Annotated in this window: 14 protein-coding genes; 6 read left to right on the top strand and 8 right to left on the bottom strand. The window is 64.8% G+C overall.

Annotated elements, in window-relative coordinates; translation table 11 throughout:
• On the bottom strand, positions 1-2,712 hold the full coding sequence (locus BLQ74_RS08355) for a winged helix-turn-helix domain-containing protein (RefSeq protein WP_425287484.1): 2,712 nt from the start codon (positions 2,710-2,712) through the stop codon (positions 1-3).
• Positions 2,713-2,875: 163 nt separating this feature from the next.
• On the opposite strand from BLQ74_RS08355, the gene pabB reads away from it, so the two are divergent.
• A complete protein-coding gene (pabB, locus tag BLQ74_RS08350; protein ID WP_090262098.1) occupies positions 2,876-4,225 on the top strand; it encodes an aminodeoxychorismate synthase component I in 1,350 nt (449 codons plus the stop codon).
• A gap of 69 nt (positions 4,226-4,294) precedes the next feature.
• Here pabB and thrH read toward each other — a convergent pair whose 3' ends face one another.
• Positions 4,295-4,912, bottom strand: coding sequence for a bifunctional phosphoserine phosphatase/homoserine phosphotransferase ThrH (thrH, locus tag BLQ74_RS08345; protein ID WP_090262097.1), 618 nt, complete (start codon positions 4,910-4,912; stop codon positions 4,295-4,297).
• Positions 4,913-5,097: 185 nt separating this feature from the next.
• On the opposite strand from thrH, the gene BLQ74_RS08340 reads away from it, so the two are divergent.
• The 3 genes from BLQ74_RS08340 (at position 5,098) to BLQ74_RS08330 (ending at position 7,006) form a co-directional block, all read left to right on the top strand.
• The gene (locus BLQ74_RS08340; RefSeq protein WP_090262096.1) at positions 5,098-5,832 is read left to right on the top strand and encodes a phosphoadenylyl-sulfate reductase; all 735 of its coding nucleotides are present in this window, start codon (positions 5,098-5,100) and stop codon (positions 5,830-5,832) included.
• Between the two features lie 85 nt (positions 5,833-5,917).
• Positions 5,918-6,262: a hypothetical protein gene (locus BLQ74_RS08335; protein ID WP_090262095.1), complete on the top strand. Its 345-nt coding sequence runs from the start codon at positions 5,918-5,920 to the stop codon at positions 6,260-6,262.
• A 123-nt stretch (positions 6,263-6,385) separates the two neighbouring features.
• The gene (locus BLQ74_RS08330; RefSeq protein ID WP_090262094.1) at positions 6,386-7,006 is read left to right on the top strand and encodes a phosphatase PAP2 family protein; all 621 of its coding nucleotides are present in this window, start codon (positions 6,386-6,388) and stop codon (positions 7,004-7,006) included.
• Between the two features lie 55 nt (positions 7,007-7,061).
• Here the strand turns inward: BLQ74_RS08330 and cysB are convergent, their stop codons facing one another.
• The 5 genes from cysB to BLQ74_RS08305 all read right to left on the bottom strand — a co-directional run bounded on the left by cysB (position 7,062) and on the right by BLQ74_RS08305 (position 11,106).
• A complete protein-coding gene (gene cysB / locus BLQ74_RS08325) occupies positions 7,062-8,036 on the bottom strand; it encodes an HTH-type transcriptional regulator CysB (RefSeq protein WP_090262093.1) in 975 nt (324 codons plus the stop codon).
• Positions 8,037-8,244: 208 nt separating this feature from the next.
• The gene (locus BLQ74_RS08320) at positions 8,245-8,733 is read right to left on the bottom strand and encodes a universal stress protein (RefSeq protein ID WP_090262092.1); all 489 of its coding nucleotides are present in this window, start codon (positions 8,731-8,733) and stop codon (positions 8,245-8,247) included.
• 93 nt (positions 8,734-8,826) lie between these two features.
• Complete coding sequence (locus tag BLQ74_RS08315; protein WP_090262091.1) at positions 8,827-9,738, bottom strand: 5'-nucleotidase; 912 nt, start codon at positions 9,736-9,738, stop codon at positions 8,827-8,829.
• A gap of 21 nt (positions 9,739-9,759) precedes the next feature.
• On the bottom strand, positions 9,760-10,716 hold the full coding sequence (locus BLQ74_RS08310) for a putative 2-dehydropantoate 2-reductase (RefSeq protein ID WP_090262090.1): 957 nt from the start codon (positions 10,714-10,716) through the stop codon (positions 9,760-9,762).
• On the bottom strand, positions 10,717-11,106 hold the full coding sequence (locus BLQ74_RS08305) for a YbbN family protein (protein WP_090262089.1): 390 nt from the start codon (positions 11,104-11,106) through the stop codon (positions 10,717-10,719).
• Between BLQ74_RS08305 and BLQ74_RS08300 the strand changes: the two genes are divergently transcribed.
• Together BLQ74_RS08300 and BLQ74_RS08295 are read left to right on the top strand one after the other, a co-directional pair.
• Positions 11,105-11,524: a PilZ domain-containing protein gene (locus BLQ74_RS08300; RefSeq protein ID WP_090262088.1), complete on the top strand. Its 420-nt coding sequence runs from the start codon at positions 11,105-11,107 to the stop codon at positions 11,522-11,524. The two genes, BLQ74_RS08305 and BLQ74_RS08300, sit on opposite strands and share 2 nt — an antisense overlap.
• A 180-nt stretch (positions 11,525-11,704) precedes the next feature.
• Positions 11,705-12,781: a 3-deoxy-7-phosphoheptulonate synthase gene (locus BLQ74_RS08295; RefSeq protein WP_090262087.1), complete on the top strand. Its 1,077-nt coding sequence runs from the start codon at positions 11,705-11,707 to the stop codon at positions 12,779-12,781.
• Between the two features lie 57 nt (positions 12,782-12,838).
• On the opposite strand, the gene BLQ74_RS08290 is transcribed toward BLQ74_RS08295, so the two are convergent.
• Entirely contained in the window at positions 12,839-13,123 is a 285-nt protein-coding gene (locus tag BLQ74_RS08290) for a GNAT family N-acetyltransferase (protein WP_090262086.1), read from the bottom strand.
• Between the last annotated feature and the right edge of the window lie 9 nt (positions 13,124-13,132).

Genomic DNA, 13,132 nt, shown 5'->3' with positions numbered 1-13,132 from the left:
TCAGAGCAGGCTCAGCTCGCGGGCGCGGCGAATCGCCTGGGTCCGATTGCGCACCTTGAGCTTCTCGTAAATGTTGTGCAGGTGCCATTTGACGGTGCCCAGGGCCAGCAATAGCTGCTGGCCGATCTCCTCGTTGGAGAGCCCCTGGGCCGCCAGGCACACCACTTCCCGCTCGCGGTCGGTCAGACCTTCCTCGAGCACCTCCTGCGCCTTGCGCGATTCCTGCCCCGGCCAGACGCCGAGCAGACCGCGGATGAAGACCTGCAGCGCCGGCTGCCGCTCCGTGGATTCCAACTGCTGGAGCAGCAGGCGGATGGCTTCGCCCTCCTCGATGAACAGGCTGCGTACCCCTTCCCGCTCGGCGCCGACCAGGCACTCGCCGAGCAGGCTGTTGGCGCGCTCCTGATAGCCCAGCCGCTGGTAGCTGAGCGCTGCCAGCAGGTCCAGGCGCAGACGCTGCAGGCCATGCCAGCCCGGCTGCAACAGGCCGCGCAACTGGGTTATCTCATGCAGCGCCTCGCTGAAATGGCCGCGCGCCTGAAGCACGCGCACGCGGCTGAGGCCGCGCACCCAGAGCACCGGGTTGAAGGGCCCCTGGCGGTAGTGCGCGGCGAGCTTCTGCCAGTCGATGCCATTCAGGCGCTGCTCGGCGCGCTTGCAGCGGTCGGCGGCGGGCTCCTGAAGGATCAGATTGATCTCCTCGCCCAGCGCCATGGCGAAGATGCGCCAGGAGTGGTTGCGCGAGGCCATGGCCTGCATCAGACCGAGGGTGGCCAGGGCTTCCTTGCCACGCCCCTGCAAACGCTGGATACGCGCCAGGCACTGCATGCCCTGGGCATAGAGGTCGATCGGATTGACCAGGTCGACGCGCCCCAGCGCCCAGCGCAGGCGCTCTTCGAGGCCGTCCAGGTCCATGCGGTAGTAGGCGGTCAGGCTTTCGCTGATGGCCGGCAGCGCCAGCGCCTGGGAGCGCCGGTCGAACAGCGGCACGGCCTGCTCCTTGACGCGCCCGATCAGCATCTGCGCCTGCTTCACCTGCCCTTGCTCCAGGGCCAGCATCACTTCGATGGTGGACAACTGCATGTGCAGGTAACGGCCATCGAGGAAATGATTGCGCTGCTGCGCCAGCCCCATCAGCCGACGCGCCTGTTCGGCCTGGCCGTGCATCACCTGGGCGAAGGCGGCGACCAGCAGGATGGCGCATTCGAGGAACGCGGAGTTCTGCCCGAGCTGGCTTTCCACCCGCCGGGCCAGGGCAATGCACTGTTCCAGGTCGTCCTTCTGCAGCGCCAGCACCGCCTTGACCGCCAACGCCGAGAGGTACTGATCGCCCATCGCGCCCTGGGGTTTGCCCTCACTCCAGCGTGCCAGCAACCCGTCGAGCAGGCGGTTGGCGTCGGCCAGGCTCAGCTCGGTGGCGCGAGCCCAGACGTCGCTCAGCACCAGGATCGGATAACGCTCGGCGATCTCGTCGGGCACCTGGCGGCGCCAGCGCGCGATCAGGTACAGCTGGCCACGGTTGATCAGCTCCAGGCCATAGCCATCGACCAGCGCGGCGAGCATTTCCGGGTCTTCGGCGAGGCAGGCATGCTCGATCGCCAGGGTCGGCATATGGTGATTGGTGAACCACAGGCTGGCGTTGAAGTGCAGTTGCTTGAAGCGCTCCGGGTCGAGTTCGCGCAAATGAGCCCGGAGGAAATCGGCGAACAGTTGGTGAAAGCGATACCACTGGCGCTCGCGGTCCAGCGGCAGGATGAACAATTGCAGGCTGTCCAGATGCGCCAGCAGCGCCTGGCCATCCTGGCGCCCGGTCAGGGCACTGGCCAAGTCGCCATTCAGACGGCTGGCGACGCTGAGTGACAGCAGGGTGTCGCGGATATCCTGCGGCAGACGCTGGAACACCGCGCGCAACAGATAATCGCCCACCGCCGTCTGGTCGCCGCGCAAGGCTTGCAGATCCTGCGGGACCCCGCCGGGCTGCTGGCGCAGCCACAGGCTCAGCAGTTGCACGCCGAGCACCCAGCCCTCGGTCTGTGCATGCAGTGCCTGCAGGCAGGCATCGCTGAGTTCGACGCCATCGCGCTTGAGGTACTCGCGGGTCTGCTCCTCGCTCAGGCGCAGTTCCTCCAGGCCGACCTCCAGGAGCAGGCCCTTGGCGCGCCAGGTGGCAAGGTTGAGCGGTGGTGAGGAACGGCTGCCGATGGCCAGGGTCAGGCCCGGTGGCGCGTACTGCACCATACGGTTCAGCCCGCTGTGGATCTCCGCGTCGCTGATCCGCTCGAGATCGTCCAGCACCAGTAGAACCGGGCGCTCGCTCTGCGCCAGGTCCATCAGCAAGCTTTCCATGACCGCCACGGCAGGCACCCGCAAGGTGTTCTGCAAGTAACTGGCGGCATCCTCGCCCGCGCCAGGCAGCGCCGCGCCGAGGGCGTCGCTCAGTTTGGCGCAGAAGCGGCCGGGGTCGTCGTCGGCGGAGTCCAGGGATATCCACACCACCGCATGGCCCTGCTGCTCGCGCTGAACGGCCAGCGCGGCCAGCGCGCCAGTCTTGCCGAAACCGGCGGGCGCGGAGAAGAGGAGAACGCGGTAATGCGCAGATCGGTCCAGTGCGGACTGGACCCTGGGGCGGAGCAGATGATCGGCAGGCATTCGAGGAGGAGTCGAGCGATGACGCAGAACGCTGCCGGCTGCGGTTGGGAACACTACGTCCACGGCCTATATCCCTATTTCATTATCGTTGTGGTACGGAGCATGGCTTCCGCGGGATAATCCAAGTCTTATCAGAATGCTTTTCCTGCGTAAACTGACGAAATCGCTCTAGCATCGACTTTTCAGACACGCCGTAAGCCCAGCCCCGGGTTCCTGAGCCCCACCTATGCCTCGCTATCAAGTACACCCACTGCCTTATCGAGAAGATCCCGGCGCACGCTTCGCCAGCATCAGCGCGGCCCCTGGCGCAGTCCTGCTGGACGCCGGCAGGCCATTTGCCAGCCGTGGACGCTATGACCTTATGAGTGCCTGGCCATTGGCAGAACTGGCACCGGATGCCGACGAATCGGCCAAGGATTTCTTCGCCCGCCTGCGCAGTGCGTTGCAGAGCCTCGGCGCGGTCGACACGACGGAGACGCCAGACCTGCCATTCGTCGGCGGGATGATCGGCTACCTGAGCTACGATTTCGGGCGGCGCATCGAGCAACTGCCGCAGCAGAGTGACGATGACCTCGGTCTTCCCGAAGCGCGTGTCGGTCTCTACGCCTGGGCATTGATCAGCGACCACCAGCGGCGTACCAGCCAACTGGTATTTCACCCGGCACTGGCGGAGGCCGAACGCCTGCGCCTCTGCGCGCTGTTCGATGGCGAGCCGCAGGCACCCGCGCTGCCCCCCTTCCGTCTGCACCAGGGGTTCCAGCCGGATCTCAGCAAGGAGCAATACCGCCAGGCGCTGCAGCGCGTGCAGGGCTACATCCGCGCCGGCGACTGCTACCAGGTGAACTTCACCCAGCGCTTTCGCGCCCCCTGCAGCGGCTCCCCCTGGCTGGCCTACCAGGCCCTGCGCCGAGCCTGCCCGACACCTTTCTCCGGCTACCTGAACCTGCCGCAGGGCGCCATTCTCAGCCTGTCACCGGAGCGCTTCATCCAGATGCACCGGCGGCAGGTGGAAACCCGCCCGATCAAGGGCACGCGCCCGCGCGGGCGAAACCCGCAGGAAGACGAGGCCAACGCCCGCGAGCTACTGGCCAGCGCCAAGGACAGAGCGGAAAACCTGATGATCGTCGACCTGCTGCGCAACGATCTCGGACGTAGCTGTCGCCCCGGCTCGGTGCGCGTACCGGAGCTGTTCGCCCTGGAGAGCTACCCCAACGTGCACCACCTGGTGAGCAGCGTCACAGGCGAACTGGCGCCGGACAAGGACGCCTTCGACCTGCTGCTGGGCAGCTTCCCCGGCGGCTCGATCACGGGCGCGCCCAAGATCCGCGCCATGCAGATCATCGATGAACTGGAACCGACCCGGCGCAGCATCTACTGCGGCAGCCTGTTTTACCTGGACGTGCGCGGCGAGCTGGACAGCTCCATCACCATCCGCACCCTGCTGGTGAAGGATGGCCAGGTGAGTTGCTGGGGCGGCGGCGGCATCGTCGCCGACTCCGACTGGCAGGCAGAGTACGAAGAGTCGTTGACCAAGGTCGACGTTCTGCTGCGCACCCTGGAACGGCTTGGCGACTGAAGGCGCCGAGTCTGTCCGTGAGAATGAAAAAGGCCCGCTCGATGCGGGCCTTTTCCGTTCAGCGGCGACTCAGAGGCTGAGCTGACGGCTGGACGCCTTGAGGAACTCGCGCTTGAGGTCCTCGTAGGTGTGTACGGCGGGGAACTGCGGGAACTCGCGAATCACGTTTTCCGGCGCATGGAAGAGGATGCCGGCATGGGCTTCGGCGAGCATGGTGGTGTCGTTGTAGGAATCGCCGGCTGCGATGACGCGGTAGTAGAGGCTCTTCAGGGCGATGACCGACTGGCGCTTCGGATCCTTCTGGCGCAGTTGGTAACTGACGACGCGATCGGTCTCGTCGGTGATCAGCTTGTGGCACAGCAGCGTCGGGAAGCCCAGTTGGCGCATCAGCGGCTGGGAGAACTCGTAGAAGGTGTCGGAGAGAATCACCACCTGGAAGCGCTCGCGCAGCCAGTCGACGAACTCCACCGCGCCCTCCAGCGGCTTGAGGGTGGCGATCACTTCCTGGATGTCGCCGAGCTTCAGCCCGTGCTCATCGAGAATGCGCAGCCGCTGCTTCATCAGCACGTCGTAATCGGGGATATCGCGGGTAGTCGCCTTGAGCGCTTCGATACCGGTTTTTTCAGCGAAGGCGATCCAGATTTCCGGGACCAGTACCCCTTCCAGGTCGAGACAGGCGATTTCCACGAACGAATTCCCCACAGGTTTGACAGAAGGCGGCACTCTAGCGACTCGCTCCGGTCGGTGCAACGCGGCGCTTATACTCGAATGCCACAGTCGACCTTCCTGTTGGTTATTTAGGGGCATATCTCCCCCTTTGCTAAGATCGACGGCCTAGAGCGCACTGCGCAATAACCACTGGAAGCCGCCTGATGAGCCACCCCTTCGATATCGCTGAAGTCGCCGCGACCTACGCCAACAAGTCCCCCCAGGACATCCTCAAGCTCGCCTTCGAGCACTTCGGCAATGACTTGTGGATTTCCTTCAGCGGTGCCGAGGATGTCGTGCTGCTGGACATGGCCTGGAAGCTGAACAAAGAGGTCAAGGTGTTCAGCCTGGATACCGGCCGCCTGCATCCGGAAACCTACCGTTTCATCGAGCAGGTGCGCGAACACTACGGCATTCCGATCGAAGTGCTCTCCCCCGACGCCCGTCTGCTCGAAGCGCTGGTCAAGGAGAAGGGCCTGTTCAGCTTCTACAAGGATGGCCACGGCGAATGCTGCGGCATCCGCAAGATCGAGCCGCTCAAGCGCAAGCTGTCCACCGTGCGCGCCTGGGCCACCGGCCAGCGCCGCGACCAGAGTCCGGGCACCCGCAGCCAGGTGGCGGTGGTCGAACTGGACGGCGCCTTCTCCACCCCGGACAAGCCGCTGTACAAATTCAACCCGCTCTCGTCGATGAGCAGCGACGAGGTCTGGGCCTACATCCGCATGCTCGAGATCCCCTACAACAGCCTGCATGAGCGGGGCTACATCAGCATCGGCTGCGAGCCTTGCACCCGCCCGGTCCTGCCCAACCAGCACGAGCGCGAAGGCCGTTGGTGGTGGGAAGAAGCCACGCAGAAGGAATGCGGGCTGCACGCCGGCAACCTGATCGGCAAGGCCTGACCCGCGCGGAGGAATCGCGGGAGATTCCCAGCCGGCCCCGAGGGCTTTAAGGTAATCCCCGCAATCCCGGACAAGGCACGCCCCCATGCGCATCACCCTGGTGAAGAAAGTCCTGGCCGACGGCCAGGATTGCCGCAAGTGCAAAGACGTCTATCGGCGCCTGGAGAAAGGCGGCTACCTGGGCCGCATCGATCGCATCCTGGTCGCCGATGAACGCAACCCCAGCAGCGCCGGCTGGATGGCCGCGGCGCACTACGGCGTCGATACCGCGCCCTTCTTCATCGTCCGTCACGATGATGGCCACGAGCAGGTCTATACCCTGTTCATGAGCTTTCTCCACGAAATTCTCGAAGGCCGCGGCCCCGCTCCCGCGGACTCTCCGGAAGCGCTCGCCGAACTGGCGCAACGCGACGATCTCGACCGTCTCTGATCTGCGCGGACGACACATTTTTCACTGCTGGTTAATGTCGTCTTCATCTGCGAGCGCCTAGAGTCACCTGCGCGCTTTCCCGGACCCCGCGCCGGTCGACCCATTCGAGCCTTGCCCAACGCCATGACCCTATCGTCTTCCCCGAGCCTGCTGGAAACCCTGAACCGTGAGGCGTTCCTGTCCATCAACGCCGGTCCCGCGACGCCGGGCTGGCTGTTGGAAATCGCGCGCCTCGTCGCCTCGGTTCCGCTGATCCTGCTGCCCGCGGTGTTGCTGGCGATGTGGTGCTGGGGCAACCCCAAAGGTCGCGGCATGCTGTTGCGAGCGGTCTCGGTGACCGCCCTGGCCTTGCTCCTCAGCCTGTTCATCGGCCTGATCTGGCCGCACCCGCGCCCCTTCGCCATTGGCCTGGGACATGCGTGGCTGCAGCATGCCGCCAACGCCTCCTTCCCCAGCGACCACCTGACCATATTCGCCGGCATCGCCATCAGCCTGCTGTTCGACGGCGCCGTCCTGGCCGGCGCGCTGTTCGCCGTGATCGGCCTGATCATGGGCTATGCGCGGGTCTATCTGGGCATCCACTATCCGCTGGACATGCTCGGCGCCCTGGCCGTGGCGGCATTGAGCAACAGCCTGATCTGGCTGGTCTGGCAAACCCGTGGCCAGGCCCTGACCAGCCTGGCGGAGAACCTCTACCGACGCACGCTGGCGCCAGCCATCGCGCGCGGCTGGATCCGCCCCTGAGGCATGAACGCAAACGCCCGGCCAAAGCCGGGCGTTTTGCTGTGCGGCGGACGAATCAATAGACCGGCAGTTCGATCCCCTCGAACAGTTCGTCGAGTTCCGCCTTGTTGTGGCACTGCACGGCCTTGGCCAGCAGCTCGCGGGTCAGGTGCGGGGCGAACTTCTCGATGAAATCGCACATGAAGCCACGCAGGAAGGTCCCGCGGCGGAAGCCGATCTTGGTCACGCTGGACTCGAACAGGTGGCTGGCATCGAGCATCACCAGGTCGCTGTCCAGCTTCGGGTCGACTGCCATGTGCGCCACGATGCCGACGCCCAGCCCCAGGCGCACATAGGTCTTGATCACGTCGGCGTCGGCGGCGGTGAACACCACCTTGGGCACCAGGCCGCGCTGGCTGAAGGCTTCGTCCAGTTTGGAGCGGCCGGTAAAGCCGAACACATAGGTCACGATCGGCTGCTCGGCGAGCAGCTCCAGCGTCAGCTTGGGCACCTTGGCCAGCGGATGCCCTTGCGGAACGATCACGCAACGGTTCCAGCGGTAGCAGGGCATCATGATCAGGTCACCGAACAGCTCCAAGGCCTCGGTGGCGATGGCGAAATCCACGGTACCATCGGCCGCCATCTCGGCGATCTGCATGGGCGTGCCCTGGTGCATGTGCAGGGAAACGTCCGGGTATTGCTTGATGAAACTGCTGATCACGTTGGGCAGGGCATAGCGCGCCTGGGTATGGGTGGTGGCGATGGACAGGGTGCCCTTCTTCTCGTTGGAGAACTCCTGGGCGATCTGCTTGATGCTCTCCACCTTGCGCAGGATTTCGCCGGCGGTATTGATGATGCGCTCGCCGGCCGGGGTCACGCGGGTCAGGTGCTTGCCGCTACGGGCGAAGACCTCGACGCCCAGCTCGTCCTCCAGCAGGCGAATCTGCTTGCTGATGCCAGGCTGCGAGGTATACAGGCTTTGCGCGGTGGCAGAGACGTTCAGGTCGTGGTGCGCGACTTCCCAGATATAGCGCAGTTGCTGGAGCTTCATGGAGATTCCTCGAGATGGATGCCGCACCCGCGTCTGGGGGCTTATGGTTTTATAACCATATTAATGGATTAGGGTATAAAGTTAGACGCTTTTTAGGGTTCTGCATACCGCTCGTCTAAAGCCCGGCCCCGAGCCGCCCGGCGGCGGACCCGCGATCCCCGGGGATTCCACGGCCTGTTGCCAATCCGGCTCGGTGGCGCCGCTCAGCTCAGCCGCGATGTTGCAGCATGGGCACCAGATAGACGGGAACCTCGGCCAACTGCACCACGCGCGCCGCCGTCCGCCCCAAGGGGGTGCTCATGCCGTCGCCGTGGCTGTGACTGCCAGCCACGATCAGGTCGACCCCCAGACGCTGCGCTTCACCAAGGATCACCAGCGGCGGGTCTCCCTGCAGCACGCGCACCGAACGAATCATCTCGGCTTCCTTGCGCATCTCGCCGATTTCGTCGCGAAAACCTTCCATGACCCGTTTCTCGATGCTGCCCATGACATTGCTCAGGCCGGTGGCACGGAGTTCAGCGAGGGTCTCAGTGTCGAGATAGGTCTGCAGTACCGAGTCGGCGAACAAGCCCATCGGCTCGACGGCGTGCACCACATAGAGCTCGGCGTGGTAAGCGCTGGCCAGAGACAATGCATGCTGGAGAACGTAAGGCGCGTAAAGGCCAAGATCGGTGGCGTAAAGGATGGAGCTGATCATGCGGCCTCCTACTGCCTGGACGGCAGGCCTAGTCTGCAGATTAGCAGTATCTGCCGTGGATCACGGGCGCCACGCGAAAACCGCCAGGCCTGGCTAACCGGCAACCTTGTTCTCGTTACTCACGCCATGCGGTACATGGCCAGTGGCGACCACTTCCCTGGCGCGTTCGCAGTGCCCTGGCTGGTCATCGAAGAACACGTCGGCGCAGTACGCTTCGAGGAAGGCCGACTTGTCCAGGCCACCGAGGAACAGCGACTCATCGAGGCGGATATCCCATTCGCGCAAGGTGCGGATCACCCGCTCGTGGGCCGGCGCCGAGCGCGCGGTGACCAGCGCGGTGCGGATCGGGCAGGACTCTTGCGGGAATGCCCGCTGCACGCGGTTCAAGGCTGCCAGGAAGGGCTTGAACGGACCGCCACCCAAGGGCTCGCGGGCGGACTCGCGTTCACGGGTCTGGAAGGCCTCCAGGCCGCCCTGCTGGAACACCCGTTCAGCCTCGTCGGAGAACAGCACGGCATCGCCATCGAAGGCGAAGCGCAGTTCGCTTCCGGCGTCACGGCGGGTGCCGCCGGACAGGATGGTGGCAGCGGCGAAACCATTCTCCAGCGCGCTGCGCACGTCCTCCACGTGGGTCGAAAGAAACAGGTGGCAACCGAACGCCGCCAGGTACGGGTAAGGACTCCGCCCGCCGACGAAGGCCGCGCGGGATATTTCCAAGCCGTGCTGCTGGATCGAGTTGAAGACCCGCAGGCCGGTATCGGCACTGTTGCGCGACACCAGCACCACCTCGACCATCGCCCGCCCCTGCAGCTCGTTCAAGCCCAACAGCTTCTGCACCAGGGCGAAGGCATCGCCGGGTGGCAGCACTTCATCCTCATGGGCGATCTGGTACTGGCGGTAGGCTTCGACCCCCTCGCTCTCGTAGACCTGGTGGCTATCGCGCAGATCGAACAGCGCGCGCGAGGAAATCGCCACCACCAGTTTGTCGCCCAGTCCCTTGCTCATGCCTGGCCTCCTTCGAGCGGATCAGCGCGCCTGATTGCGCGCGTCGATGAAGCTTAGTGCGCGCTGCAGCATCTCGATGCGCGGCAGGCGCGCGCCAGCGCGCGCCGCGGCCTCCAGCGGCGCAGCGTAGATCGCCTGCAGCTCCAGCGGACGGTGCTGGGCGAAATCGTGATACATGCTCGGCAGGTAGTCGGCCATGCGATCGGTCGCCTCGAGCATGGCCGCCGGATAGCCAGCCGGCAGCACATGACCGCAGGCTGCGGCCCCCAGCATCACCTCGTCCATCAATTCGGCGATCAGCGCGCGGCTGGCGGGGTTGTCCATCAGGCCCCGGGTACCGCTGTCGAGTAGCACCGACAGGCCGTTGTAGGGGATGTTCCAGACCAGCTTCTGCCAACGCGCGTGCTCCAGATCGGGCATGGCGTTGGAGTCCAGCCCGGCATCGCGGAACAGTGCGGCCCCTTCATCGGCCAGCGCCCGCCCGGCGGCGGCGTCGGGCGCGGGACCGGAGTGGTAGCCCAGGTTGAGCATGCCCATGGCCTGGTGCTCGATCACCCCCGGCGCCGAACGATGCACACAGATGTAGCAGAGCCCGCCGAGCAGGTGCAGGGAATCCGGCAGCAGCGGACGCAATTGTTCTTCCACAGCCAGGCCGTTCTGCAGCAGCAAGACCTTGGCACCGGGCGCGGCGGCACGGGCGATCAGCGGCGCCAGTTCGGCATTGCTGGTGGTCTTGGCCCCGACCAGCAGCCAGTCGCACGGCGGCATCTCGGCGACATCCCGGTAAGCCTGCACCGGCGCCAGGCTCAGCGCACCATGCACCTGGCTGTTCAGGCGCAGGCCGCGCTCGGCCACCGCGGCATACTCGCTGCGCAGCAGGAAATGCACGTCGAATCCCGCGCGTGCCAGCATCAGGCCGTAAAAACCTCCAATGGCGCCGGTGCCGATGACACCGATGCGTACAGCGCAACCACTCATCTAAGGCAACTCCTCGGGAACGCGCGATGCGGCATCGCGCAGGGCATCGACCAGTGCTGCGGCGCGCAGGGGGGCGAGCAACCGGCCATGGAATTCACCGTCACGGACCAGGAACAGCGCCGGCAGCTGGACGACCTCGTAGCGCTCGACCAGGCCGCCATTGCGTCCGGCATCGACCCAGCACAGGCGGTCGACCGGCAAGCCCATCAGCGGAAAGCGCGCACGGGCCCAGCGGCACGCGGAGCAGCCCTCGCCGGTAAAGATCAGCAACGAGTCGCCGGTCATCTGCAAAAGCCGGTGATCGGCGTCCAGGTCGGTCAGTTCGAGAGAGGGCACTATACTCACCTCGATGCCAACACCATAAAGATTGCAGTCGGAGCATTCCGTCATGCGTCAATTCCTGCGCCACCCGTGCGATCTGCCGGTTGAGTTGATCATCCGCAAGCAGACCTTCCTGCCCCGCCAGCGGCTCTACAATATCAGCCTCGGCGGGGTCGCCTGCAACGCCCCGCGCGGCTTCCGCCGTGGCACATCGATCGAATTGCACATTCCGCTGCTCGGCGACGCCGCGCGCTATCCCGGCGTGGTCGCCTGGAGCCGCAAGCTGACCGATGACTACCTGGTAGGCATCGCCTTCATCGACGAAGACACCCTGTTCCGTGCGCGCATGGTGGAGCAGGTCTGCCAGATCGAGCACTACCGCCGGCGGCGCGAACTGGAGTCGGGCGAAGTGCAGCCGATCGAAAGCACCGCCCTGGAATGGATCGCCCACAACGCCGCGGACTTCCCACTGTTCTGCTCGCTGTGAGGTCGATGCCGGGAAAATACCGTCCCAGCCCGTGATCCGGGCAGATTCCCCACGCTTGCCCATTGTCGAGCCAACGCCTGACACGTTAAGGTTCGGGTTCCCCGTAGCGACACTAATGCCTGCGCCCCATCGCATGGGGGTTCCTGGCGGCCGGCACCCGTGACCTGATTGAGTACCACGATGGCTGATTTACAGATCGACGACCTTAACGTTGCCTCCAACGAGACCCTGATCACGCCGGAGCAGCTCAAGCGCGAAATCCCCCTGACCGATGCTGCCCTGCGCACCGTGGCCCATGGCCGTCAGGTCATCCGCGACATCCTCGATGGCAAGGACCACCGCCTGTTCGTAGTGATCGGCCCCTGCTCGATCCACGATGTCAAAGCCGCCCACGAATACGCCGAGCGCCTGAAGACGCTGGCGGCCGAAGTCTCCGACACCCTGTTCCTGGTGATGCGCGTGTACTTCGAGAAGCCGCGCACCACGGTCGGCTGGAAAGGCCTGATCAACGACCCCTACCTGGACGACTCCTTCAAGATCCAGGATGGCCTGCACATCGGCCGCCAACTGCTGCGCGACCTCGCCGAAATGGGCCTGCCCACCGCCACCGAGGCACTCGACCCGATCTCCCCGCAATACCTGCAGGACCTGATCAGCTGGTCGGCAATTGGCGCGCGCACCACCGAATCCCAGACCCACCGCGAAATGGCCTCCGGCCTGTCCTCGGCGGTCGGTTTCAAGAACGGCACCGACGGCAGCCTGACCGTGGCCATCAACGCCCTGCAGTCCGTGTCCAGCCCGCACCGTTTCCTCGGCATCAACCAGGAAGGCGGCGTGTCCATCGTCACCACCAAGGGCAACCGCTACGGTCACGTGGTGCTGCGCGGCGGCAACGGCAAGCCGAACTATGACTCGGTCAGCGTCGCCCTCTGCGAGCAGGAACTGACCAAGGCGAAGATTCCGCTGAACATCATGGTCGACTGCAGCCACGCCAACTCCAACAAGGACCCGGCCCTGCAGCCGCTGGTGATGGACAACGTCAGCAATCAGATCGTCGAAGGCAACAACTCGATCGTCGGACTGATGGTGGAAAGCCACCTGGGCTGGGGCAACCAGCCGATCCCGAAAGACCTCTGCCAACTGCAATACGGCGTCTCCATCACCGATGCCTGCATCGACTGGGACACCACCGTGAAGGCCGTTCGCAACATGCACGCCAAGCTCAAGGACATACTGCCGAAACGCCCGCGCGGCTGACTTTCTGCAGTAACGAAAACGCCGGGCAATTGCCCGGCGTTTTCATTCAAGCCTCGGTCAGAGCGCGCGGTCGGTATGCCGCTGGCGACGCTCCAGGTAACGTTCGACGTAGGAGCAGGAAGGAATCACGCTGTACCCCTCACGCTCGGCGTACTGCAGTGCCTGCTCGGTGAGCGCGGCGGCGATGCCGCGGCCGCGCAGGCTGTCGGGGACGAAAGTGCGGTAAATGTCCAGCGTCTGCTTGCCCAGATCCATGTAGGCCAGATAGGCGCGATGGCCATCAACAGTCGTCACGAACTGGTGGCTGGACTCATCGTGATGGATGGACAACGACTCACTCACTTGCTCTCT

Source organism: Pseudomonas panipatensis, assembly GCF_900099785.1.
Lineage (GTDB): Bacteria > Pseudomonadota > Gammaproteobacteria > Pseudomonadales > Pseudomonadaceae > Pseudomonas > Pseudomonas panipatensis.
Note: the sequence above shows the minus strand (reverse complement) of the source record. Positions and strands in the feature narration are given on the sequence as shown.